Below are 21,905 nucleotides of genomic sequence, written 5' to 3' on the forward strand. Positions count from 1 at the left end.
ATGAAAGGCCCCGCTTCGCAAGGGAAGCGGGGCGGGGCGCGATCAAACGGGTGATCTAGCAGGCGGGGTCACTGGGCCGTGTAGGCGCCGTCGACCAGGTGGTAGGAGCCGGTCACGAAGCTGGCGCGGTCCGACAGCAGGTAGACCACGAGCGAGGCGACCTCTTCCGGGGTGCCCATGCGCCCGATGGGGTGGGCCCCGGAAAGCGCCTCTTGCGTGTCGGCGTCCAGGTTGCTGTCCACCAGGGGGGTATGGATGAAGCCCGGCCCGACGGAGTTGATCCGAACGCCTTCCTTGGAATGTTCGATGGCGGCGGATTTTGTCAGCCCGACGACCCCGTGCTTGGCGGTCACGTAGGCGGCCGATCCGGCAATCCCGACGGAGCCGAGGATCGAAGCGATGTTCACGATGGAGCCGCCGCCCGCGGCCTTGATCGCGGGAATGGCGTAGCGCATCCCGTAGAAGACGCCGTTGAGGTTCACATCGATCACCTGTTTCCAGCTGTCGATCGGGTATTCACCCACGGGCGCCTGGGCGCCGCCGATGCCGGCATTGTTGACCATCATGTGCAGCGCGCCGGTTTCGGAGGTCGCAAAATCGACCAGCCCGGCGACGGCTTCCGGATCTGCCACGTTGGCGGCATAGGGCAGGGCCTTGCCGCCGGCGGCGGTGATCTTGTCGACCTGGGCCTGCGCGCTTTCCTTCTGGAGGTCGGCGACGATGACGGTGGCGCCGGAGGCGGCCAGTTCCTCGGCGATGGCTGCGCCGATGCCAGAGGCCGCACCGGTCACGATGGCGGTTTTTCCGTTGAATGTCAGGTCCATGAGATAACTCCTTTCATCTCTGCTGTCCCTGCACTTCATATAATCACGCCCTGGGCGAATTCACGGCTGGGCATGGTGCGATTTTGCCCGGGGCGGGTCTGCATAAGGGCCCTTTTCAGGATTTCTCACGTTGTCCGCGCAGCAGCCGCCCGATCACGAAAGAGGTCCGCGGCGCGTAGGTGTAGCGCGTGCGTTCGCCGATGGGGCGCGAGGGGCGGACGCGCATCCGGGCAAAGCCGTAGGCCAGCAGGGCGGCGTGCCCCAGGGCGATCATCCCGAAGATCGCCGCCGGACCCCAGAGCGTGATGAGCTGCGAAGCCAGGTAGGGAGAGGCAATGGCCCCCACCGCGTAGAAGAACAGCAGGGCCGCCGAAAGCTCTGCCCGTTCGGTGCTTTCGGCGAAGTCATGGGCGTGGGAGGCGGCGATGGAATAGATCGGAAAGCTTGCCGCGCCGAAGAGGAAGGCATTGATCTGCGCGCTTGAGGGCGTGCCGGAGGTCAGCGCAGAGGCCAGGCTGGTCACCATGGTCGACAGCGAGATCCAGACCAGTACCCAGCGGCGGTCATACTTGTCCGCAAGCCAGCCTGCGGGATATTGCGCCAGCGCGCCGCCCAGGACGTAAAGCCCCAGGAACCAGGCGATCTGTCCCTTGTCGAGGCCGATCTCCTGTCCGTAGATCGGGCCGATCATCCGGAAGGTCGCCCCCGAGAGTGCCGAGACCATCACGGCCACCACCGCCAGCGGCGAGAGCTGCCAGGCAAGCGCCGGGCGCAGCCGGGGGGCTTCGCGCATCGCCGGGGCCGGGGCGCGGGACAGCGCCAGCGGCAGCAGGGCCGCGCAGCACAGGATGGCCAGCAGGTTGTAGGAGACATAGGAGGCGGGCGCCAGGATCCCCACCAGCAGCTGCGCCCCGAGAGAGGCGCTCATGTCCGCGACACGGTAGATCCCGGTCACCTTGCCGCGCTCGGCGTTCTCGATCCGGGCCATGAGCCAGCCTTCGATCACCGTGTAGCATCCCGCGATGCACATGCCGGTGGCGACCCGCATCAGCGCCCAGGCATAGGGATCGGTCACCAGCATATGCGCCAGCAACCCCATGGCGCCAAGGGCCGTGAAGGCGGCAAAGGCGCGGGCATGGCCGACCCGGCCCATCAGCCGTGGCGCGCCCCAGCACCCCACGAAGAAGCCAAGGAAATGCGCCGATCCCAGCATCCCGATCTCTCCGCGGGAGAAGCCCAGGGCGACGCCGGAAAGCGCGTCCAGCGGGCCGACCGTACCGGAGGACAATTGCAGCAGGATGACGGAAAGGAAGAGGGCCGAGAGGCTGAGTATCAGTCGCATACCCCCGTCTTGGGGCGTTCCTGTCCGGCTGTGCCGCCTGTTGGCGACATCGGGTGACGGTTTTCTGCGCCGCCTGCGTCCTGACATCTGGTGTCCGGAAGTCCTGCCGCTGGCATGTCGGGTGCCGGTGCGGTTGCGCCCTTTTGCGAAGGGGGCTGTTTCACGGGCGGGTAGGGCCCCAGTTCCGGTCCCTCCCGCCCCATCTGCAGGGCCCAGCTTCGGGGGGGCTCCATGCGGGCGCGGCGGCGATCCAGCTGCCAGCGCTCTCCGCCCTCTGCCGGGCTGGCGTGGTCCGAGGACATGTGCCAACGCGTTTCGATCCCGGGCGCGCCGCCATTCCCGGGGGTCAGGATCAATCCCATGGGGCGCTCGCCATGGGCTGCTGCCCCGGTCTCTGCCGCAAGGTGCAGGCGGCGCACCTGGGTCAGGCCCGGGGGCTCTGGCAGTTCTGCCACGGCCAGGGGCACGGCGCCGCTGCGCAGGACCTCCTCCAGCGCCCAGAGCGCGTCATCGGGCTTTTCCAGTTTCACGAAGACAAGCCGGCTGGGATCGCAGAATGGCGGCAGACCTTCCATGTGCAGCTCTTCCTTCTGCCGGACGAGGGTTATCCAGTAGATCGGCGCGCCGGTATCGGCCTGCGCCAGGGTGCGGTCCGCAAGCATCAGGGCCAGGGCCTGCCGCGCGGGGCCGCAAAGTTCATGCAGGCGGATCAGGCGGAAGCTGACCTCTGCCGCGCGGTCCAGAGACAGGCGGGGGATCTTCGGGCCCGGACGGCGGGAGAGCAGGGGATGATCGGTCTGCATGAGATGAAATGTAGAATGTTCGCTAAATGTTCTCAAGCCTGACCAGGCAGGCGCCACTGTGGCGAAAAGGCGGGATTGACCGAAAAATGAAGGTTTCCGGGTGACGCGAGGCAGGAATTTCGTAACTTTCCGTGGATATTGCGAAATGATGGCGATGGACGGGTGAAAAATGCGCATGAAAGAGCTTGGCCGCACAGGCATAGAAGTCTCGACCTACTGCCTAGGCACCATGACCTGGGGCACACAGACACGCAGTTCGGAAGCGCATAAGCAGATCGACGCCGCGCTGGAGCACGGGATCAACTTCCTGGACACGGCGGAGATGTATCCGACGAATCCGGTAAAGGAAGAGACGATCGGGCGGACGGAGCGGATCATCGGCCTCTGGCTGGAGAAATCCCGCGGCCACCGCAGCGAGGTGGTGATCGCCACGAAGCATTCCGGTGAGGGCATGAAACATGTCCGAGAGGGGGCACCGATCACGGCGCAGTCCATCCCGGAAGAGATCGAAGGCGCGCTGCGTCGTCTCAAGACCGATTACATCGACCTTTACCAGTTCCACTGGCCCAATCGCGGATCCTACCATTTCCGGAAGAACTGGTCCTACGATCCCTCGGGGCAGGACCCCAAGGCCGTGATCGAGAACATGCAGGAATGCCTGCTGGCGCTGGAAAAGGAACGCAAGCGCGGCACGATCCGCGCCTTCGGCCTGTCCAATGAGACCGCCTGGGGCATGGCGCAATGGCTGCGCCTGGCGGAAAACGGCGGCTGGTTGCGGGCGGCCACGATCCAAAACGAATATTCGCTGCTGTGCCGCGGCTTCGATACCGACCTGGCCGAACTTTGCCTGAACGAGGACGTGGGGCTGATGGCCTTTTCTCCGCTGGCGACGGGCCTGCTGACGGGTAAGTACCAGGGCCGGGCGAAGCCCGCGGGGTCCCGCATCACGGTCAGCCCGGAACTGGGCGGGCGCAAGACCAAACGCGCCTTCGCGGCCGTGGATGAATACCTGGACATTGCTTTCAAGTACGACCTGGACCCGGTGCATATGGCCCTGGCCTGGGTGGAACAACGTCCGTTCACGACCTCTGTCATTTTCGGGGCAACGACTCAGGCCCAGCTCAAGCATGTCCTGGCGGGCAGGGATCTCAAGCTGGGGGAAGAGGTGCTGAACGAGCTGGACGAGGTGCACAAGGCCCATCCGATGCCCTTCTGAGCAGGCGCTCATCGTGGCCTTGCGGGGCGACGGGATGCCGAAAGCGCCCGGTATCCCGGCCCTTCTGGCGAAGGCGCGGCGCGCGCTCGGGGCGCATTCCCTGACGCGCTATGGGGGCTATTTCTACCGGTCCTGTGCAGAGGTCTTCTGGCGATAATTTCGACACGCCAGGGACCCGGTTCCGCATAGGCTATGGTCTTCCGCCGGAGAATAGGCAAAGAGGCACCCCATGTCGCAATGGATCCTCTTCACGCTGGCCGCGGTGGTCTTTCAGACCGGGCGGTTCATGCTGCAAAAACATCTTTCCGGAACGGGGCTGAGCCCTTCGGGGGCGACCTTTGCGCGCTTCCTGTGGTCGGCGCCCTTGGTCTGGGCGGCGCTGCTGGCAAGCGGCCTTGCCGATCCTCAGATCTGGAGCGCCCTGCCGCCGGCCTTCTGGGCGCAAAGCGTACTGGGCGGGATCACGCAGATCCTGGCAACGATCTGCGTCGTCGCCCTGTTTCGCAGCCGCAATTTCGCCGTCGGCGTGACGCTGAAGAAGACAGAGGTCCTGATCACCGCTTTCGTCGGTGTCGTAGCCCTTGGCGAATTCGTTTCCCTGCCGGCGCTGCTGGCGATGCTTTGCGGGCTGGTGGGGGTCCTGTTGATGACGGAGGTCCCGGGCGGCAAGGGGCTGGCGCGCTTTGCCAACCGCGCCGCGGCGCTTGGCCTTGCCTCCGGCGTCTTCTTTGCCGTGTCGGGGGTGACCTATCGCGGGGCCTCCCTGCTGGTGACGGGCGAGGCGCTGACCCGCGCGCTGGTGACGCTGGGCGCGGTCGTGACCTCTCAGCTGTTGCTGATGGCGGTCTGGCTGGCCTGGCGGGAAAGCGGAGAGATCACCCGCGTCCTGCGCGGCTGGCGCGTCACCTCGCTGGTCGGGCTGACATCGGTCTTTGGCAGCTATTGCTGGTTCGTGGCCTTCACGCTGCAGAACGCCGCCTATGTCTACACGATCGGCCAGTTCGAAGTGGTGCTGAGCCTGCTCGCATCCGTCCTGTTCTTCCATGAGAAGGTGAGCTGGCGCGAGCTGCTGGGGATCTGCGCGGTGACGGCCAGCGTACTGGCGCTGATCCTGTTCGGCTAACCGCGCAGGCGCTTGAAAAGCTGATCTTCCTCGCCCTGGGCGAAGTAGGGCACGCTGTCCGGCGGGCCGGGGTTGTCAAGGCGCGCGGCGACCTCTGCCAGCACGATCTCGGTTATGAAGGGCAGGTCGAAGCGGCGGATTTCCGACAGCGGAATCCATTGCAGGTGCGACAGCTCATCCGAGGCAGCTGAGAAGTCATCGGGATCGCTGGCGATGGCTGTCTCTGCCTCGATCAGGAAGAACCGCGCGTCGAACCGGCGCGGACGGCCCGGGGGCGTCACGGCGCGAAAGATGAAACTGAGGCCGGAGGGATCCGGGCGGTGGCCGGTGGCGGCAAAGTCGCGCCAGTCGTCTGGCGCGTCGGGCCAGTCGCCGGGCGTACCAAGCAGCAGGCCGGTTTCCTCCCAGAACTCGCGGATGGCAGCTGCCGCCAGGGCCGGTGCCATGTCCGGCGGGCTGTTGCTGGCCAGCCGCGTGGCGCAGGGTTCTGCAAGCGGGGGCAGCGGGATCGCCGCATCGCCGGGGTCGACCGCGCCGCCGGGAAAGACGAACTTCATCGGCATGAAGACCGCCTGCGCGCCGCGCTGTCCCATCAGGACCCTGGGCACCGTGGTGCGGTCGCGGATCGCGATCACGGTTGCCGCATCTCTGATCGTGGGGCCATCGCCCATGGGTCTGCTTCCTTCGCGCAGACGGACCCTCAGGTCTTGGCCTGGCCGAATCCGTGCATGTGGCGGGCCCATTGGAAGGCGACCAGCCCGCCCTTGAGCCTGGGAAGAAGATAAAGCGAGAGCGCCACCGTGCCAATCGTAAACCCGGTGAAGAGCACCATGGGGTCGGGCCGCCAGGCCAGCCAGGTGCTGAGCAGGGCGGGCGCCACAATATGGCCCACGATCAGGATCGTGAGGTAGGCCGGGCCATCATCGGCGCGATGATGGGAGTAGACCTCTCCGCAGACCGGGCAACTGTCGCGCACCTTGAGGTAAGATTGCATCAGGGGACCGTTGCCGCAATGCGGGCAGCGGCGGCGCCAGCCGCGCGTGATCGCGGGCATGACCGGACGGTCCTCTCCCTCTGGAAGGGGGGCGACGGTTTGTGCGGTATCTGAACTGTCTTGCATCTCTGAAACTCCCGCCCGTGTCGGGCTGCGTCGAAGCTGGAACATGGGGCAAGGTTGAGTGGATTCCTAGGTGGTGCAACGTCTCCGCGTCCCGATGTCGCAAAACATGCCTTTCGGATGTGGCGAAAGAAAATCGCGATGGCGGCCGACGGAAGCGCTGAACCGGCCCGTATGAGGAAGCAGATGACGGGCGGAACAACCGCGCGCATCCGATAACGGGTAGTTTAGGAGAACGCCATGAAGAAGGCCATTTTGCTGAGCGGGCTGACGGCCCTTTCCCTGACCGGTTTTACGGCCGCGTCTTTCGCGCAGGAGGGCGGTGATACGCCGCCGGCGAGCCGGGCGCTGGACTTCAGCCAGCTTGACGTCGATGGCAACGGGGAGCTGACGCTGGAAGAAATGCAGGCCCATGGGAAGGCCCGCGCCCAGGAACGTTTCGCGGCGGCCGATACCGATGGGGACGGCAAGCTGAGCGAAGCGGACGTTGCCGCCCACATGAAGGCGATGCGGGCCGAGCGGGAAGCGCAGCGCGATGCCCGCCGGGCCAAGCATTTCCTGGCTGAACGCGACGCTGATGGTGATGGCCTTCTGTCGATCGATGAGATGGCTCCGAAGGGCGCGCGCGCGGAAAAGATGTTCGGTCGCGTGGATCGCGACGGGGATGGCGTCATCTCTGCCGAGGAGTTCCAGGCCATGCAGGATCGCTTTGCCGAGCGTGGTATGCACCCGCATGGGGATCACGGCCCCCGCAAGCGTGGCGAACACGGCGGTGACCATCGGGACGGCCACCGCGAGGCACCCTGGAAGCACGGCCAGGACCGGGGCTGAGGCCAATTACGCCGGACCGGATATCCGGGGCAAAGACTGACCCTGGGCATTCGGTCCTGAGCTGCCGGCGCCGTGCCCTGGCGCCGGCAGGTCAAAGCTTGACCCGCAAGGAGAGGCGCATGGCGCAGCCAGCAGGTGACGCGATTGCCAGGGCCCGCACGAAGGGATACCTCGCAGAGGTATGAGTGACATGGCCTTCGACGATCCAGATGCCATACCGGACGACGCGCTGTTGGTGCTGTTTGCCAATGGCGACCGGGCCGCGGCTGCTGCGCTGACGGCGCGTCTGGGGCCGCGCGTGCTGTCGCAGGCCTGGCGGATGCTGGGCGACCGGGCCGAAGCCGAGGATGTGACCCAGGACGCGATGATGCGCCTTTGGAAGATCGCGCCGGAGTGGCGCCAGGGCGAGGCCAAGGTCTCTACCTGGCTGTACCGGGTGACGGCGAACCTGTGCACGGACCGTCTGCGCCGTCGCCGGGGGGGCACTCAGGATATCGAGGATGTGCCGGAACCGGCAGATCCGGGAGAACCGGCAGATGAACAGCTGCAGCAGCGGGCGCGACTGGATGCGCTGCAGCTTGCGCTGGATGCCTTGCCGGAGCGGCAGAAACAGGCGGTGATCTTGCGCCACCTGGAAGGGTTCGGCAATCCTGAGATTGCCGAGATCATGGAGATCAGCACCGAAGCGGTCGAAAGCTTGACCGCGAGGGGCAAGAGGGCGCTGACCCGGCTACTGGCCGGGAAGCGGGACGAGTTGGGGTATCAGGATGACTGACGGCAAGAAGGACGATCTGTTTCCCGAGGCGGCGCTGGAGGCGCTCTTCGATGAGGCCCGTGGTGCGCAGGACCTGCGCTTGCCCGATGATCTGACGGCCCGCATCCTGGCTGATGCAGAGCAGGCAGCCAGCGGGCGGGAGGCCCCGCCGCGTGCGCCCAGGCGCAGGGCGGGCTGGGGGGCGTTCCTTGCCTCCATCGGCGGGATCCCGGCGCTGGCGGGGCTGGCGGCGGCCACTGTTGCCGGGATCTGGATCGGTGTGACGCCGCCCGACGCCGTGCAGAACGGGATGCAGGCTTTCATGGGAACGGCCAGCAGCGAAGAGCTTTTCGAGCTTTACGTGGTCGACAGCGCGGATGGCTACGGTTTCGACGAAGGGGAAGGGTAGAGGAATGAGCGAACCAAGGACTGCAGGGGATCCCAGGCAAGGCCCCCGTCGGGGGCGCGGGTTGAAGATTGCCTTCTTCATTTCCCTTGCGCTCAACCTTGCCGTTGCCGGCATGGTCGGCGGTGCGATCCTGCGCGGGCATGGCGAACATGGTCCGCGTTCGCGCCCGCCTGGGGCGGATCGCTTCGGTGGCGTCATTGCCTATGCGCTGAGCCCCGAGGACCGGCGCTGGATCGGGCGGGAAATCGGGCGCGAGATGCGCGAGCGGCGTCCGGAGCGGGATGTCGTGCGGGCAGAGTTCGAACGTATCCTTGGGGCGCTCAGGTCCGATCCCTATGAAGCGGACGTGCTGGAAGACAGCATGGAGCGTCAGCTTGAGGAAGCCATGCGACGCCTGGGGCTGGGCCAGAAGGTCTTGCTGGAGCGGCTCGCGGAGATGTCCCGGGAAGAGCGGCTGGCCGTTGCGGACCGGCTTGAGGAAGTCCTGCGGCGCCCGCTGTCAAAGCGCCACTCCGACGATTGAGGCAGCGGCAGGCCTGCATCCTTGCCGGGGGGCTTACCGTGCAAGGGCAGGTCTTGCGGGTGAGAGGTTCAGGAACTCAGCCGCATCTCACCGCTGATTTCGGACAGGTAGCTGGTTCTTGCATGCAGCGCGACCTGGTCCCGCCCGTTGCGCTTGGCGGTGTAAAGCGCGCTATCCGCATCTGTCAGAAGTTCTTCGGCGCTGCGCTGGCCAAGCTGTCCGATGGTCACCCCGATGGAGACCGTCAGGTTCAGGGGCGGTCGCTGGGTGTCCAGCGGCACGGGTGAGCAGCGCACGATCTCGCAAAGCTGGCTGGCGATGTAGAGGCTTTCGTTGGGTCCGGTCTCTGGCAGCATGATCAGAAATTCCTCTCCCCCCAGACGCGCCAGAAGATCGCAGGGCCGCAGGTTGTCACGCAGGACACCGGCCAGGCATTGCAGCGCGGTATCACCGGCCAGGTGGCCGTGGCGGTCATTCACCGCCTTGAAGTGATCGATATCTGCAATGCAGACGGCGAAAGACCCCGCCGCCTTGCCCGCGTTCGCAGCAAGCTGGTTCAGCCGGGGCAGGGCGAAGCGGCGGTTGTAGAGCCCGGTCAGCGGGTCGATCACCGAGGCCCGCAGGCCATCGGCCAGGGCTGAGCGCAGGCAGCGGCGCCGTTCCAGGCGTCTTTGCAGGTTGATCAGTCGCGCATTCAGCTCCTCTGCGTCCAGACCGTTGGTCATCACCTCGCTGGCACCGATGTCGTACCCTTGGGACACGCAGCGCGGACTGGGATCTTGCGCGATAAGGACAACCTCTGTCTCTGGCGGATGGCGTTGCGAGCGCAGCTCTGCGATGATCCGGAAGACCCTGCTTTCGTTGCCCGCCTGAAGCCCCATGACCAGCAGCCTTGGGGTGTCATCCTGCGTGTCGCGAAGCTCTTCCGTGCGCGTGATCTGGTCCAGTGTGACGATATCATGGTGGATGCGGCGGCTTGCTGACATGGCCGTTTTCCACGCTTCGGCCATGCCCGCATCGGAGGCGACCATGGTCACGGGAATGCGGCCCGTGAAATCCATCGTGGCATCGGAGAAGCCGGGCATCGGTGGCGTGTCCCCGCCATCGCCGCGCAGCTGCAGGGCCTCTACCATGGCGCGGGCACGCTCATGCGAGCGCAGCCGGGCATGGAACACCTCATCCGGTTCGCTGCGGGGAATTACGTCATCCGCTCCTTGGGACAGGAGCTCGGCCCGGTTCGTCTGTGCCCAGGCGGCCGTGACCACGAAAATGATCGTATCGCTGCACCGGGAGTCCTGGCGGATGCGTTGCAGGAAATCCCTTACCGTCGGGGCGCTCAGCTGGTCGGAAACAAGAATAACGCCCGGTTTCCATTGCTGCATCAAGGCGAAGGCTTCTTCGTCCGATCCGGCGATGCGGATGTCATAGAATGCGCCCGAGAGACGCGCGGCCAGAGTGATCCGCCGCGTTACGTCATCGTCAACAATCAGAATTCTTCCTGGCATGTCCGCCCCGATCTTTTTGGTCATTGTTGCGGCTTGATTGACCTAGGAATTGGTGAAATTGGTTAAGAATCCATTTCTCTTGGTAAAGGAAACCTTGGCTCTTGGTGACAAGCACGCAGCGCGCGGAAGAGATTGCCCTGACCTGCCTGGCCTGGCTTGCGGGCAACGATGACCTGCTTCCGGTCTTCCTGGGATCCAGCGGATTGTCCGTGGATGAGCTGCGCGAGGCGGCGCAAACCCCTGAATTCCTTGGGGCTGTTCTGGATTTTCTGCTGATGGACGACGCCTGGGTCAAAGCGTGCTGCGACGCTTCGGGCCTGGCCTATGATCAGCCGATGCAGGCGCGCATGGCCTTGCCCGGCGGCGAACAGGTGCATTGGACCTGAGCAGGCGCTTGCCTAGAGGTGGCGAAGGTTCGCCTCTTCGCCTTCGGTCAATTCCTTGAGAAGGGCGACCAACCGGGCTGCATCGGCCTCTCCCAGACGATCGGTCATGACGTTCGAATTCTCTTGCGCGAAGGGGGTGCCAAGCCGCACCGCCTCTTCCCCCTTTTCGGTCAGCGAGATCTGCCGGGTGCGGCGGTCATCGGTGCCGAAGCGGCGCTCGATCAGTTCGGCGGCCTCCATCTGGCGCAGGGCGCGCGAGGTTGCCGTGCGATCGATGCCCACGAAATCCGCCAGTTCCGACGGCTGGGTAAGCCCTTCGTTGGCCAGGCCCAGCAGGATGCACCAGGTGATCCGGGTCAGCCCGATCTCACGCAGTTTCTCATCCAGGCGACGTTCCTGAAGGCGCGCGGCCAGGGACAGCCAGTAGCCGAGCGATTGGTGCAGGCGATATCCGGGGGGCTGGGAATGCATGAGCGTTTTCAGCCTGACGCGCCGTGAAAAGTCAAGCGCCACGCGCCCTTGAGCGGCGCTTGCGCCAATGATCGAGATGCAGCAGGTTGCAGAAAGGCATGGGCACAGAGGGCAGGCATGGCAATCACGGCGATACTCTTCGACAAGGACGGCACGCTGTTCGAATTTGGTGCGACATGGAACGCCTGGGCGGCTCAGGTGGTACAGGTGCTTTCGCAGGGGGATGCGACCCTGGCTGGCGCGCTGGCAGAGGCGATGCGCTTTGATCTGTCGACAGGCAGCTTCCATCCTGACAGCGCGGTGATTGCCGGGACGAACCGCGAGGTCGCAGGCCTGATCCGCAGGGTTCTGCCCGAAAGCTCCCTGGAAGAGATCGAGGATCTCCTGATCGCCTCTGCGGCCAATACGCTCCTGGTGCCCGCAGCCCCCCTCGAGGCGCTGCTTGATGAGTTGGCGGGCGACGGAATCGCGCTTGGCGTGATGACCAATGACAGTGAAGTCAGTGCGCGCGCGCAGCTGAGCACGGCAGGGGTGCTTGACCGCTTTGCCTTCGTGGCCGGCGCGGACAGTGGTCATGGGGCAAAGCCCGATCCGGCCCCCCTGCGCGCTTTCCTGGAGCATGGTGGCCACCTGGCGGGCGACGCGGTCATGGTGGGTGACAGTACCCACGACCTGCTGGCAGGTCGCGCGGCCGGCATGCAGACGGTTGCGGTTCTGACGGGGATGGCGGACGCGCATGAGCTGACGCCCTATGCCGATGTTGTCCTGCCGCATATTGGCCATCTTCCCGATTGGCTGCGCCAGGACGGGTCGGAGCAGCCCGGACGTAGTTAACAGGATCTTTCCACATCGCCTGCTGACCTGACGTGCGGCGCGGACAGTGGTGCGGCTTGGCCTTCGCTGAGCGGTCCTAACCCGTTGATGGGCTGAGACCGGCGTTCCGCGATGTAACGGGAAAGGCGGTCACGTCTTCGGCATCCAGCAAAAGCAGGCCGGCTATACGATGGCCGTTTACCACCCCTTCCTGTCCGATTGGCGCAGTTACGAATTTTGGGAGCAGTCCCGCAGTCTAGGCCGTCGAAAGAGCCCATGCCAAGTAATTGCTGATATTGAAGGACTTCCCGCCGCCGCCAACGCCGGACGCCGCTCTTTTGGACTTCTTTTTAAGGCGCAAGGAATCGGGCGGCGCCCCCTCGGATTTCCAAGCCCGTCCTCGCAAGGATCGCGTAGGAAGAGCGGCACTTGTTGAAGTGATGTTAAGCCTCTGAGGCGATGCTGGCCGAAAGTGGCGGGCAATGACGACATGCACGGTTTGATCAACAAATCCATCCAGTCCTTTCTGCGGGACACCTACGGCGAGGCCGTCTGGAGTGATGTCGTTCTGGCGGCGGATCTGCCGACCAAGGAGTTCGAGGCGATGCTGGCCTATGATGACGAGATCACGGGCCTGGTTCTGGATGCCGCCGCCGCCCGCCTGAGCCGCCCGCGCGAGGTGCTCCTGGAAGATATCGGGACCTATCTTGTGTCCCACGAGAACAGCCGCGGCGTCAGGCGATTGCTGCGTTTTGCGGGGGTCTGTTACGAGGATTTCCTGTTTTCGCTGGAAGATCTTCCGGACCGCACCCGGCTGGCCGTCCCGGACCTTGAACTGCCCGCGCTGGACCTGCGCCAGGAAGAGGCAAGCCGCTTCACGCTGACGACGGGCAATGGCTTGCCCGGAATGGGGCATGTGCTGGTCGGCGTGCTGCGTGCCATGGCCGATGATTATGGCGCGCTGGTCATGCTGGATCACCTTGGCGAGGGGGGGCAGGGCGAATGCATAGAGATCACGCTGGTGGAACCCCGCTTTTCCGAGGGCAAACGGTTCGAGCTTGGGGTGCGCACCGGATGAACGGTGCGCAGGAAAACGTTGCGCTTTCCCCGGTTCGCATGAGCCCGGAAGCGATGGATGTGCTCTTCCCGATGCATGTGCGCCTGGATGCCGATGGGCTGATCCGCCGTGTCGGACCGACGATGCAGAAATTGCGGCCTGGCAGGCAGCTTGAGGGGTTGCGCTTTCTCGACCTGTTCGAGCTGAACCAGCGTCGTTCGATCAGCGCGATGCCGGATCTGCTGGCGCAGGCCGGTCAGAAGCTGCGCCTGCGTCTGCGCGATGAGCCGCGCACGGCGCTCAAGGCGGTGGTCGTTCCGCTGGAGGATGGCGGTGCCATCGTGAACGCGGCCTTCGGGATCGCCTTCGGAGATGCCTTGCAGACCTACCCGCTGCACAGCGGGGATTTCGCTCCTACGGATCTGACGATCGAACTGCTTTACCTGGCAGAGGCCAATGCAGCCGTGACCCAGGCCTATCGCAAACTGGGGCTGCGATTGCAGGGCGCGAAGATGGCGGCAGAGGAACAGGCCTATACAGACACCCTGACCGGACTGAAGAACCGCCGGGCCATGGATCACGTGTTGGCCCGCCTGATCCGGAGTGGACAGGATTTTGCGCTCAGCCATATGGACCTCGATTTCTTCAAGCAGGTCAATGACACCCATGGCCATGCCGCCGGGGATGCCGTTCTGCAGCAAGTGGCCAAGGTGCTGGTGGAGGAAACGCGAGAGGCCGATACCGTGGCGCGCGTGGGCGGGGATGAGTTCGTGCTGATCTTCCCCCGCCTGACACGCCCCGCCCGGATCGAGGAAATCGCCGCCCGCCTGATCGACCGGCTGGAAGAGCCGGTGATGTTCGAGGGGCAGGAGTGCCGGATCTCCTGCTCTCTCGGTACGACCCTTTCCAGCTACTACGCGGCACCGCAGGCAGAGCAGATGCTGGCGGATGCGGATGCGGCTCTTTATGGGTCAAAGGAGTCCGGGCGGGCACGGCATTCCTTTTTCGTGCCCCATGCGGAGGGGCTGACCGGACGGTGACCTGCCCTTAGTAGGGCAGGGCCAGTTTTATGACGAGGGCCAGAACCCCCACGGCCAAGACACCCGCCAGCCAAAGGCCGGCGAACCACATGAGCCGTTTGGGTGATTGCCGCATCAGTGGTAGCCTTCTTCCGGATCGATCTTACCGCGGAAGACCCAATAGGCATAGGCGGTATAGGCAAGGATGATCGGCACCAGCACGACCGCTCCGACCAGGATGAAGCGCAGGCTCTCATCCGGTGCGGCCGCCTCTGCGATCGTCAGGTTCGGCGGCACCATGTAGGGATAGAAGCTGATCCCGATGCCGATGAAGCTGAGCACGAAAAGGCTTTGCGCGGCCAGGAAGGGCTGAACGTCCTTGCCCTTGCGCAGCCCGTCGAACAGCAGCGCGGCCGCGACCAGCAGCAGCAACGGAACCGCGGCGCTATACCAGGCGGCTGGGAAGGTGAACCAGCGGCCAAGGTACTGCGGGTGCAGGAAGGGCGTGACCAGGCTGACGGCGCCAATCGCAATCAGGGTGCCCGCCCCAAGCTTGATCGCCAGGCGGCGCATCTGGTCCCGCAACGGGCCTTCAGTCTTCATGACAAGCCAGGTCGCGCCCAGCAATCCGTAGCCGAGCACCAGGGCGACGCCGGTCCCGATCGAAAAGGCGGAAAGCCAGTCCCACCAGCCGCCGGCATAGGCGCGGCCCTCGACCTCGATCCCCTGCACCAGCGCGCCAAGCGCCACGCCCTGCATGAAGGTCGCCACGAGCGAGCCACCGAAGAAGGCCGTGTCCCAGAGGGGCTGCCAGCGCTCCGATCGCCAGCGGTATTCAAAGCCAACGCCGCGAAAGACCAGGGCCAACAACATCAAGATGATCGGGATGTAGAGCGCCGGCATGACCACCGCATAGGCCAGGGGGAAGACGGCAAACAGGCCGCCACCCCCAAGCACCAGCCAGGTTTCGTTCCCGTCCCAGACCGGCGCGACGGTGTTCATCATCAGGCCGCGCTCTTTGTGATCCGTGGCCAGAGGGAAAAGGATGCCAATCCCCAGGTCAAAGCCGTCGAGCACGACATAGGTCAGGACCGCGAAAGCGATGATCCCGGCGAAGATGAAAGATAGATCGAAGATCATTTTTGGCGCTCCTCAGTCATCATGACGGGCATCGGGGTCGGATTGTTGAACGGGGGTAATCCCCGCCGTGCGGATGGGACCATCGCGCAGGCCCAGTTTCGGCGTTGCTGCCGGTTTGGCCATCATCAGCAGGATGTAAAGCGTGCCGGCCCCGAAGACGAAGAAGTAGACAGCCACGAAGCCCGCGAGAGAGGTCGCGACCGCCGGCAATTGGATGGGTGACAGGCTGTCAGAGGTGCGCAGCAGGCCGTAGACCGTCCAGGGTTGGCGGCCGACCTCTGTCGTGATCCAGCCGGCCAGAACGGCGACGAACCCCATCGGCCCCATGCAGAGGGCAAAGCGGTGCAGCCAGGGGCTTTCGTAAAGGCGTCCCATGGCCCGTTTCGTCACGGACCAGAGCCCCAGGGCCAACATGCAGAACCCCAGCCCGACCATCACGCGGAAGGCGTAGAAGACGATGGCCACGGGCGGCTGGTCTTCCCTTGCGACGGTATCCAGACCGTTCAGCGGTGCATCCCATTGGTGTTTCAGGATCAGGCTGGACAGTTTCGGGATCTCGACCGCGAATTCCATCTTCTGGTCCTCCTGATTGGGCCAGCCGAAAAGGACAAGCGGTGCGCCGTCGGGGTGGCTTTCGAAGTGACCTTCCATTGCCATGACCTTGACGGGCTGATGCTCCAGCGTGTTGAGGCCGTGCTGATCGCCCGCGAAGATCTGGATGGGCGCCACGATGACGATCATCCACATCGCCATGGAGAACATTCGGCGCGCCGAGGGATCAAGACGGTCGCGCAGCAGGTGCCAGGCGCCGACGCCGCCAACGACAAGCGCCGTGGTCAGGTAAGCGGCAAGAACCATGTGGACCAGGCGGTAGGGGAAGGACGGAGAGAAGATGATCGCCCACCAGTCCGCTGGCACGAACTGGCCCACGTCATTCATCGCGTGGCCCGTCGGCGTCTGCATCCAGGAGTTCACGGCCAGGATCCATGTCGCGGAGAAGAGCGTGCCAACCGCCACCATCAGCGTGGCGAACATGTGCAGCCCATCGCCCACCCGGTTGCGTCCGAACAGCATGATCCCCAGGAAACCGGCCTCAAGGAAGAAGGCCGAGAGCACCTCGTACCCCATGAGCGGGCCGATGATGGGCCCGGCCTTGTCCGAAAAGACCGCCCAGTTGGTGCCGAACTGGTAGGACATCACGATCCCGGAAACGACGCCCATCCCGAAGGCAACCGCGAATATCTTCTTCCAGTACGTGAAGAGGGTAAGATAGGTGTCGTCCCGCGTTCGCAGCCACATCGCGTTGAGCACGGCAAGGTAGCTGGCCAGGCCGATTGAAAAGGCGGGGAAGATAATGTGGAAAGAGACCGTGAACGCGAACTGGATACGTGCCAGGGTCTCTGCTGTGACGCTTTCGAGCATTTGGACATCCTTGCCTGGTTAACCCAGGTTAAACCTACGCTGAGGATGTGCAAATACGACATGACAGATTGTAGCGTGGCGACGCGCCGCTGTGGCACTCTGTTGCAGGTAAGTACCGACACTAAAAGCGTATATCTGGGCCATTAAATTACGCGCTACCCAATTTACAGTGGACCCCCTATAGTGGCTGTGGATAAATCGGAGCTGCCCCATATCTTGCGGGGCGGAGGTAGAGGGGTGCCATTCGATGCGCTGTCCATTTTGCGGCAATATCGACACGCAAGTGAAAGACTCGAGGCCGGCGGAGGATCACGTGTCCATCCGCAGGCGTCGGTTCTGCCCGGCCTGCGGGGGCCGCTTCACCACCTATGAACGGGTGCAGCTGCGCGATCTGGTGGTCATCAAGTCCAACGGACGTCGCGAGGACTTTGACCGCGACAAGCTGGAACGCTCGATTCGGATTTCCATGCAGAAACGGCCCGTGGAGCAGGAGCGCATCGACCAGATGATCTCTGGCATCGTGCGGCGCCTGGAAAGCATGGGGGAGACGGATATCGCTTCTAAGGTGATCGGTGAGATCGTGATGGAGGCGCTGGCCCGGATCGATACGGTGGCCTATGTCCGCTTCGCGAGCGTTTACAAGAACTTCCAGGCGGCAGACGATTTTGACAAGTTTGTCAGCGAGCTGCGGCCCAACGTTCCGCCGAATGACTAAGGGCGGTTGCCGTGGCAGGGACTGGCGCAGCAAGTGAGTAGCGGTACGGTGCGTAGCGGGACCCTTAACCGATCCGAGGATGAACGCTTCCTGGCCATGGCGCTGTCACTCGGGCGTCGTGGGCAGGGACAGACCTGGCCGAACCCGGCCGTGGGCTGCGTTATCGTCCGCGAGGGGCGCGTTGTCGGGCGGGGCTGGACCCAACCCGGAGGCCGTCCCCACGCCGAGGTTGTGGCCCTTGCGCAGGCCGGTTCTGCCGCGCGTGGGTCAACCGCCTATGTCAGCCTTGAACCCTGCGCGCATCACGGAAAGACACCGCCCTGCGCCGAGGCGCTGATAGAGGCCGGCGTTGCGCGCGTGGTCGCCCCCCTTGAGGATCTCGATCCGCGGGTCGAGGGCAAGGGGTTTGACAGGTTGCGGGCTGCGGGGATCGAAGTCTCGACAGGCATGCTGGCGTCCGAGGCGGCCAAGGATCACGCCGGATTTTTCCTGAGACAGGCACATGGCCGCCCCTTTGTCACGCTGAAGCTGGCGCTCAGCCTGGACGGGCGGATCGCCACGGCGACCGGCGAAAGCCAGTGGATCACCGGGCCGGAAGCGCGCCGCGATGTCCATGCCATGCGGGCCCGCCATGATGCCGTCATGGTCGGTGCCGGCACAGCCCGGATCGACGATCCGTCGCTAACCGTGCGGGGGCTGGGCGTTACCCGCCAGCCGGTTCGGGTCGTGGTGTCCCGGCGCCTGGATCTGCCGCTGATGGGTCAGCTTGCCCGCACAGCGAAGGACATCCCGGTCTGGATCTGTCACGGCAAGGATGCGGATCACGCACTTGTGGACGCATGGCAGGGGCTGGGCGCAAAGCTGCTGTCCTGTGAGGTTTCGGGTCGCCAGCTGGACATCGCTTCGGTCCTGCAGGCGCTTGGGGCTGCCGGGCTGACGCGGGTCTTCTGCGAAGGGGGTGGCGCGCTGGCCGCGACGCTTCTGGGCGCGGATCTTGTAGACGAGTTGGTCGTTATGTCCGCCGGCCTCTTGCTGGGCGCGGAAGGACGGCCGGGCATCGGGGCGCTTGGCATCGATCGACTGGCGGAAGCGCCGCGGCTGACCCTGGTTGAAAGCCGTCAGGTCGGCAAGGATGTCATGACGCGCTGGAAGCGGCCTGACAATTAACGCCAAAGACCGGGCCAGGAGGCGAAGAGCCCCTGGGCCTTCGCCAGCATCCGCAGCCCTGGTCGGGGCCTGCCTGTCTTTCCGCTTTCAAGGCGCTCCACTGCGACCTCCACGGTGCAAGGCTGGCCGCTGACCGGATCAAGGTAGCGCGGATAGTCGATCAGCATCGCGTGAACCAGCCCTTCAAGGGTCACGGTGCCGTGTTTCGCGGCGCGCCGCGGCATGGCCTCTCCAAGGTCGCGGGTCAGGCCCCAGCCGGCATAGAAGGGGCGCCCGGTCGTGGTGACCGGAATGCCGCGAACGAGGGCTTCGAACCCAAGGCCGGAGGTCATGGTCCAGACCTCATCCACCTGATCAAGCAAGAGCGCCGGGTCCGTGTCGCGCAGGACGAGATCCGCGAAACCCTCATCTGTCAGGGCACCGGGTCGCAGGCCGGCCTCTACGTCAGGATGCGGTTTGTAAAGCAGGATCGCGCCCGGGTTCTGCTGGCGCACATGGCGCAGAAGGGCGGCATTTGTGCGTAGCGCGCCGGCCCCAAGCTGAACGGAGGCATCATCCTCCACCTGGCCTGGCACCAGGATGCGATGCCCGTCAGGCAAGGGCACGGGCGCACCGCCGATGTTGTACTTGCTAAGCCCGAGCTCCTTCAATTTGCGGATCAGGCCCCGGGCACGGGTTTCTTGATCCGGGCGAAGGTGGATGCGCTGCGCGACAAGTCTTTCGAAGCGGCTTTCCTGGGTCGGATCGTAGTAGATCCCGAGGTCGTCCAGCACCAGCGACAGGGGCGGGACCAGCTGTGCGCCAAGGCCACGGGACCGCAGCAGGCCATCCTCGACCCGGGTCACCTGTTGGTCTTCCTGCGTGGCCCCCCAATGCAGGGTCTTGCGCCCCTTGGCAGCGGTGAAGGTCAGCCGGCGGTACCGGCCGAAGAAGCGCTGAAAATGGCCGCGTTTCCAAAGGCGGATATTCTCACCGCTCCAGCCTTCGTGATCCTCGCGCCAGGCGCGGGCCCGTGTTGCAAGCGCTTCTGCTGCGTCTTCGGCCGGGCAAAGGCGGTCGCGCAGGGGATCGTACCAAGTGGGGTAGAGAAGCAGGGCTGCGGCGGCCAGTTGAACAGAGGAAAGCTGGCGGGGGCGGCGGTCCGGCATGTCCGGATGGCGATCATTGCTCAGACCCCAACCGGCGTAGAAAGGAATGCCGAAGGTTTCAGGACGGTGACCGGCAAGGATGGCCTCGAACCCCAACTGGGAGGAAACGGTGTAGACCGCATGGGCCTTTTCCAACATGTCCCAAGGGCTTGCCGCTGCGGTAAAGAGCGTCACACCGGGGGCCGTATCGGCCTCGGTGAAATGGCCTTTTCGCAGGTTCTGGGCCGTTTCGGGGTGCGTGCGGATCAGGATGTGCCGATCGGGATGTTCGGCGCGCGCGGCGGCAAGCATGCGCCGGAAGGTCTCTGCATCAGCGCTCCCTAGCCGCACAGAGGCGTCGCCCCGGACCTGATCGACGACCAGAACGTAGCCCGGTTCGGGCAGGGGCAGGCCGGGATCCACGGCGGCATACTTCGTCAGATGTGCCTCTTTCATCCGCGCGATGAGGCCCTCTGCCCGGGTAAGAAGGGCGGGGTCATCCAGCGGGTGTTCCCTCAGAAGCGTTTCGAGGTCCGAGGGGCAGCTCGCGTCGAAATGGCAGCCCTGCCGGGTGATTGTCAGACCGATGGGCGCGTCCTTCGCACCAGTGTAAGCGCGGCCGGGAAAGAGCGAGCGCAGGAAAGCATCCTCGACCCGCAGCAGTCCGGCACCATGACGGGCGGCCAGGCGTTCCCCACGGGCAGCATGCCGGGAATGCCCCCAGACCGCGACCAGGTCGCCTGGGGCGGGGCGGCCGATGGAAATCCTGTAGCCGGCAAGGTGCAGGATCCGGCGAAGGCGGCGCTGCACCAGGAAACCAGAGGTGCGCACGCAGATCCTTTGCGGCGCTCCCGGCCTCTTGCCGGAGTCACGGCCCATAGCCGACCTACGGAGACAGAGTGGAGACCGACGCGGCCGCTGAATCCAGCGATCCGAAGAGCGCGGAAACAGCCTTGTCCCACTGAGTGAAAGGCGCTTCGGTGACGTAGATCAGGTCGCCGTCCCGAATCTTGAAGTCCCGGGCCGTGAACATGCCGTTGGGCTCCGTCAGGTTCAGCAGGTAGATGACCTTCTGCGGGCCGCTCACGGCGCGACCAAGAACAGAGCTCGTGATGCCCTCGGATTCCGAGCGCAGAACGAAGATGCCCGTCGGGTCAGAGGTGATCGTGCGCAGGCCGCCTGCTTGGGCCAGCGCCTCGATCGCGGAAAGATCGGGGCTTTCGAACCGCTTGATGGACTGGCTGCCGATGGCACCAAGGATGGTGAATTCGCGCTCGTCCTGCTGCACCATGATCCGGTCGCCGTCCCGCACCGCGATATCGTTGCTGGCGGATTTGAAGATATCCTCGTAGCGGATTTGCGAACGTTGGCTGCCACGCAGAACGGTGACGATCGCGGTCTCTGGCGGGATGGCGATCCCGCCCGCCGCGGCAATCATCGCGGACAGGGTCCTGGTCGGGCGCTGGATGGGGAAAACGCCCTGACCGCCAACAGCGCCGATCACCGTCACGGTCGCGCCATCGCCAGCCTCGCGCCGCACCTCTACCTGTGGGTCCGGGGTCTGCTCCTGAAGCTTTTCGGTGATGATCCTGCGGATCGCTTCCGGCGTATTGCCCGCGGCGCGGATCCGACCGGCGTAGGGGACGAAGATGAAGCCGTCGCCATCCACCTGAACGGAGGAAAGCTGGGTTGCATTCAGGCCTTCGTTGGCCAGCAGCCCGTCATCCACGTTTTCCCAGATCGTCAGGCCCAGCACATCGCCGGCACGGATGGTGTCCGAGCCAAGCACACCGGCATTCCGGAAGCTGCTGGAGAAACCAAGCGCCTGATGGGTATCGGTGATCCGCGCAATGCGGGCATCGACCGGGACCACATAGGCATCGCCCTGTTCCTGTACGGATCCTGAAAAGATCTGCGACTTGTTGGGGCCGACCTGGGGCAGGGTGGAGCAGGAAGACAGGAGACATGCCATCGCGATCGGGGCAATTGGGCGTGCGATGCGAATGGTCTTCATCTTCAAGGTTGGCCTCCTCGCGCCTGGGTGCAATGAAACTGCGTCATTGACGCCTGGGCTATCCGGTAAAGTCACGGGATTCAGACTATTAGGTAAGACGATGGCAGAGGCGCGATGGAAACACCAG

The 21,905-nt window shown here is 64.6% G+C and carries 24 protein-coding genes and 1 pseudogene; 13 read left to right on the top strand and 12 right to left on the bottom strand.

The features are described 5' to 3' along the window. Positions 1 to 68: 68 nt before the first annotated feature. From HCZ97_RS11880 to HCZ97_RS11890, 3 genes are all read right to left on the bottom strand, one after another. Positions 69 to 824: an SDR family NAD(P)-dependent oxidoreductase gene (locus tag HCZ97_RS11880; RefSeq protein WP_167688936.1), complete on the bottom strand. Its 756-nt coding sequence runs from the start codon at positions 822 to 824 to the stop codon at positions 69 to 71. Between the two features lie 115 nt (positions 825 to 939). Next, positions 940 to 2,166, bottom strand: coding sequence for an MFS transporter (locus HCZ97_RS11885; RefSeq protein ID WP_167688937.1), 1,227 nt, complete (start codon positions 2,164 to 2,166; stop codon positions 940 to 942). Continuing rightward, complete coding sequence (locus HCZ97_RS11890) at positions 2,157 to 2,969, bottom strand: ImuA family protein (RefSeq protein ID WP_175581714.1); 813 nt, start codon at positions 2,967 to 2,969, stop codon at positions 2,157 to 2,159. The genes HCZ97_RS11885 and HCZ97_RS11890 overlap by 10 nt, the downstream gene beginning before the upstream one ends. Before the next feature lie 169 nt (positions 2,970 to 3,138). Between HCZ97_RS11890 and HCZ97_RS11895 the strand changes: the two genes are divergently transcribed. Together HCZ97_RS11895 and HCZ97_RS11900 are read left to right on the top strand one after the other, a co-directional pair. Then, entirely contained in the window at positions 3,139 to 4,185 is a 1,047-nt protein-coding gene (locus HCZ97_RS11895; RefSeq protein WP_167688938.1) for an aldo/keto reductase, read from the top strand. A gap of 229 nt (positions 4,186 to 4,414) precedes the next feature. Continuing rightward, complete coding sequence (locus tag HCZ97_RS11900) at positions 4,415 to 5,308, top strand: DMT family transporter (protein ID WP_167688939.1); 894 nt, start codon at positions 4,415 to 4,417, stop codon at positions 5,306 to 5,308. Here HCZ97_RS11900 and HCZ97_RS11905 read toward each other — a convergent pair. After that, the gene (locus HCZ97_RS11905; protein WP_167688940.1) at positions 5,305 to 5,979 is read right to left on the bottom strand and encodes an NUDIX domain-containing protein; all 675 of its coding nucleotides are present in this window, start codon (positions 5,977 to 5,979) and stop codon (positions 5,305 to 5,307) included. The genes HCZ97_RS11900 and HCZ97_RS11905 overlap by 4 nt on opposite strands. 29 nt (positions 5,980 to 6,008) lie before the next feature. Further along, the gene (locus HCZ97_RS11910; RefSeq protein WP_167688941.1) at positions 6,009 to 6,428 is read right to left on the bottom strand and encodes a DUF983 domain-containing protein; all 420 of its coding nucleotides are present in this window, start codon (positions 6,426 to 6,428) and stop codon (positions 6,009 to 6,011) included. 237 nt (positions 6,429 to 6,665) lie between these two features. On the opposite strand from HCZ97_RS11910, the gene HCZ97_RS11915 reads away from it, so the two are divergent. From HCZ97_RS11915 to HCZ97_RS11930, 4 genes are all read left to right on the top strand, one after another. Continuing rightward, on the top strand, positions 6,666 to 7,256 hold the full coding sequence (locus tag HCZ97_RS11915; protein ID WP_167688942.1) for an EF-hand domain-containing protein: 591 nt from the start codon (positions 6,666 to 6,668) through the stop codon (positions 7,254 to 7,256). A 181-nt stretch (positions 7,257 to 7,437) separates the two neighbouring features. After that, the gene (locus HCZ97_RS11920; RefSeq protein WP_167688943.1) at positions 7,438 to 8,031 is read left to right on the top strand and encodes an RNA polymerase sigma factor; all 594 of its coding nucleotides are present in this window, start codon (positions 7,438 to 7,440) and stop codon (positions 8,029 to 8,031) included. Next, entirely contained in the window at positions 8,024 to 8,419 is a 396-nt protein-coding gene (locus HCZ97_RS11925) for a hypothetical protein (RefSeq protein ID WP_167688944.1), read from the top strand. Before HCZ97_RS11920 ends, HCZ97_RS11925 begins: the two co-directional genes overlap by 8 nt. Positions 8,420 to 8,480: 61 nt before the next feature. Further along, positions 8,481 to 8,942, top strand: coding sequence for a periplasmic heavy metal sensor (locus HCZ97_RS11930; RefSeq protein ID WP_167688945.1), 462 nt, complete (start codon positions 8,481 to 8,483; stop codon positions 8,940 to 8,942). Positions 8,943 to 9,010: 68 nt separating this feature from the next. On the opposite strand, the gene HCZ97_RS11935 is transcribed toward HCZ97_RS11930, so the two are convergent. After that, positions 9,011 to 10,447, bottom strand: coding sequence for a diguanylate cyclase (locus tag HCZ97_RS11935; RefSeq protein WP_167688946.1), 1,437 nt, complete (start codon positions 10,445 to 10,447; stop codon positions 9,011 to 9,013). Positions 10,448 to 10,551: 104 nt separating this feature from the next. Here HCZ97_RS11935 and HCZ97_RS11940 point away from each other — a divergent pair, with 104 nt between their 5' ends. Beyond that, on the top strand, positions 10,552 to 10,833 hold the full coding sequence (locus tag HCZ97_RS11940) for a DUF3572 domain-containing protein (RefSeq protein WP_167688947.1): 282 nt from the start codon (positions 10,552 to 10,554) through the stop codon (positions 10,831 to 10,833). 12 nt (positions 10,834 to 10,845) lie between these two features. On the opposite strand, the gene HCZ97_RS11945 is transcribed toward HCZ97_RS11940, so the two are convergent. Beyond that, a complete protein-coding gene (locus tag HCZ97_RS11945; RefSeq protein ID WP_167688948.1) occupies positions 10,846 to 11,304 on the bottom strand; it encodes a MarR family winged helix-turn-helix transcriptional regulator in 459 nt (152 codons plus the stop codon). 117 nt (positions 11,305 to 11,421) lie between these two features. On the opposite strand from HCZ97_RS11945, the gene HCZ97_RS11950 reads away from it, so the two are divergent. The 4 genes and pseudogenes from HCZ97_RS11950 (at position 11,422) to HCZ97_RS11965 (ending at position 14,214) form a co-directional block, all read left to right on the top strand. Further along, complete coding sequence (locus tag HCZ97_RS11950; protein ID WP_167688949.1) at positions 11,422 to 12,138, top strand: HAD family hydrolase; 717 nt, start codon at positions 11,422 to 11,424, stop codon at positions 12,136 to 12,138. Between the two features lie 127 nt (positions 12,139 to 12,265). Further along, positions 12,266 to 12,553, top strand: a pseudogene (locus HCZ97_RS20835) (hypothetical protein); the annotation flags it as partial. Between the two features lie 54 nt (positions 12,554 to 12,607). After that, on the top strand, positions 12,608 to 13,195 hold the full coding sequence (locus tag HCZ97_RS11960) for a heme NO-binding domain-containing protein (RefSeq protein WP_167688950.1): 588 nt from the start codon (positions 12,608 to 12,610) through the stop codon (positions 13,193 to 13,195). 38 nt (positions 13,196 to 13,233) lie between these two features. Further along, the gene (locus HCZ97_RS11965) at positions 13,234 to 14,214 is read left to right on the top strand and encodes a GGDEF domain-containing protein (protein WP_254871499.1); all 981 of its coding nucleotides are present in this window, start codon (positions 13,234 to 13,236) and stop codon (positions 14,212 to 14,214) included. Between the two features lie 7 nt (positions 14,215 to 14,221). On the opposite strand, the gene HCZ97_RS11970 is transcribed toward HCZ97_RS11965, so the two are convergent. From HCZ97_RS11970 to HCZ97_RS11980, 3 genes are read right to left on the bottom strand one after another with little or no spacing between them, the layout of a single operon-like run. After that, a complete protein-coding gene (locus HCZ97_RS11970) occupies positions 14,222 to 14,329 on the bottom strand; it encodes a DUF2474 family protein (protein ID WP_167688951.1) in 108 nt (35 codons plus the stop codon). Next, complete coding sequence (gene cydB / locus HCZ97_RS11975; protein WP_167688952.1) at positions 14,329 to 15,333, bottom strand: cytochrome d ubiquinol oxidase subunit II; 1,005 nt, start codon at positions 15,331 to 15,333, stop codon at positions 14,329 to 14,331. The genes HCZ97_RS11970 and cydB overlap by 1 nt, the downstream gene beginning before the upstream one ends. Before the next feature lie 12 nt (positions 15,334 to 15,345). Then, entirely contained in the window at positions 15,346 to 16,755 is a 1,410-nt protein-coding gene (locus HCZ97_RS11980) for a cytochrome ubiquinol oxidase subunit I (protein WP_167688953.1), read from the bottom strand. Between the two features lie 247 nt (positions 16,756 to 17,002). Between HCZ97_RS11980 and nrdR the strand changes: the two genes are divergently transcribed. Together nrdR and ribD are read left to right on the top strand one after the other, a co-directional pair. Continuing rightward, a complete protein-coding gene (gene nrdR / locus HCZ97_RS11985) occupies positions 17,003 to 17,470 on the top strand; it encodes a transcriptional regulator NrdR (protein ID WP_167688954.1) in 468 nt (155 codons plus the stop codon). A gap of 33 nt (positions 17,471 to 17,503) precedes the next feature. Beyond that, a complete protein-coding gene (gene ribD / locus HCZ97_RS11990; RefSeq protein WP_368484362.1) occupies positions 17,504 to 18,637 on the top strand; it encodes a bifunctional diaminohydroxyphosphoribosylaminopyrimidine deaminase/5-amino-6-(5-phosphoribosylamino)uracil reductase RibD in 1,134 nt (377 codons plus the stop codon). On the opposite strand, the gene HCZ97_RS11995 is transcribed toward ribD, so the two are convergent. After that, complete coding sequence (locus HCZ97_RS11995; RefSeq protein WP_368484363.1) at positions 18,634 to 20,595, bottom strand: capsular polysaccharide biosynthesis protein; 1,962 nt, start codon at positions 20,593 to 20,595, stop codon at positions 18,634 to 18,636. The two genes, ribD and HCZ97_RS11995, sit on opposite strands and share 4 nt — an antisense overlap. Before the next feature lie 55 nt (positions 20,596 to 20,650). Continuing rightward, positions 20,651 to 21,736, bottom strand: a complete 1,086-nt coding sequence (locus tag HCZ97_RS12000) for a polysaccharide biosynthesis/export family protein (RefSeq protein ID WP_167689004.1) — start codon at positions 21,734 to 21,736, stop codon at positions 20,651 to 20,653. Positions 21,737 to 21,905: the final 169 nt, after the last annotated feature.

Origin of the sequence: Pseudooceanicola sp. HF7 (genome assembly GCF_011806405.1) — a bacterium.
Classification (GTDB): Bacteria; Pseudomonadota; Alphaproteobacteria; order Rhodobacterales; family Rhodobacteraceae; genus Pseudooceanicola.

What these genes read in the sequence shown, in the direction of transcription:
- HCZ97_RS11950 (WP_167688949.1), top strand. Translation starts at nt 11,422, where the DNA reads ATGGCAATCACGGCGATACTCTTCGACAAGGACGGCACGCTGTTCGAA.
- HCZ97_RS11915 (WP_167688942.1), top strand. Translation starts at nt 6,666, where the DNA reads ATGAAGAAGGCCATTTTGCTGAGCGGGCTGACGGCCCTTTCCCTGACC.
- cydB (WP_167688952.1), bottom strand. Translation starts at nt 15,333, where the DNA reads ATGATCTTCGATCTATCTTTCATCTTCGCCGGGATCATCGCTTTCGCG.
- HCZ97_RS11880 (WP_167688936.1), bottom strand. Translation starts at nt 824, where the DNA reads ATGGACCTGACATTCAACGGAAAAACCGCCATCGTGACCGGTGCGGCC.
- HCZ97_RS11925 (WP_167688944.1), top strand. Translation starts at nt 8,024, where the DNA reads ATGACTGACGGCAAGAAGGACGATCTGTTTCCCGAGGCGGCGCTGGAG.
- HCZ97_RS11960 (WP_167688950.1), top strand. Translation starts at nt 12,608, where the DNA reads ATGCACGGTTTGATCAACAAATCCATCCAGTCCTTTCTGCGGGACACC.
- HCZ97_RS11980 (WP_167688953.1), bottom strand. Translation starts at nt 16,755, where the DNA reads ATGCTCGAAAGCGTCACAGCAGAGACCCTGGCACGTATCCAGTTCGCG.
- HCZ97_RS11945 (WP_167688948.1), bottom strand. Translation starts at nt 11,304, where the DNA reads ATGCATTCCCAGCCCCCCGGATATCGCCTGCACCAATCGCTCGGCTAC.
- nrdR (WP_167688954.1), top strand. Translation starts at nt 17,003, where the DNA reads ATGCGCTGTCCATTTTGCGGCAATATCGACACGCAAGTGAAAGACTCG.
- HCZ97_RS11910 (WP_167688941.1), bottom strand. Translation starts at nt 6,428, where the DNA reads ATGCAAGACAGTTCAGATACCGCACAAACCGTCGCCCCCCTTCCAGAG.
- HCZ97_RS11970 (WP_167688951.1), bottom strand. Translation starts at nt 14,329, where the DNA reads ATGCGGCAATCACCCAAACGGCTCATGTGGTTCGCCGGCCTTTGGCTG.
- HCZ97_RS11890 (WP_175581714.1), bottom strand. Translation starts at nt 2,969, where the DNA reads ATGCAGACCGATCATCCCCTGCTCTCCCGCCGTCCGGGCCCGAAGATC.
- HCZ97_RS11935 (WP_167688946.1), bottom strand. Translation starts at nt 10,447, where the DNA reads ATGCCAGGAAGAATTCTGATTGTTGACGATGACGTAACGCGGCGGATC.
- HCZ97_RS11895 (WP_167688938.1), top strand. Translation starts at nt 3,139, where the DNA reads ATGCGCATGAAAGAGCTTGGCCGCACAGGCATAGAAGTCTCGACCTAC.
- HCZ97_RS11905 (WP_167688940.1), bottom strand. Translation starts at nt 5,979, where the DNA reads ATGGGCGATGGCCCCACGATCAGAGATGCGGCAACCGTGATCGCGATC.
- HCZ97_RS11885 (WP_167688937.1), bottom strand. Translation starts at nt 2,166, where the DNA reads ATGCGACTGATACTCAGCCTCTCGGCCCTCTTCCTTTCCGTCATCCTG.
- HCZ97_RS11900 (WP_167688939.1), top strand. Translation starts at nt 4,415, where the DNA reads ATGTCGCAATGGATCCTCTTCACGCTGGCCGCGGTGGTCTTTCAGACC.
- HCZ97_RS11920 (WP_167688943.1), top strand. Translation starts at nt 7,438, where the DNA reads ATGAGTGACATGGCCTTCGACGATCCAGATGCCATACCGGACGACGCG.
- HCZ97_RS11965 (WP_254871499.1), top strand. Translation starts at nt 13,234, where the DNA reads ATGAGCCCGGAAGCGATGGATGTGCTCTTCCCGATGCATGTGCGCCTG.
- HCZ97_RS12000 (WP_167689004.1), bottom strand. Translation starts at nt 21,736, where the DNA reads ATGGCATGTCTCCTGTCTTCCTGCTCCACCCTGCCCCAGGTCGGCCCC.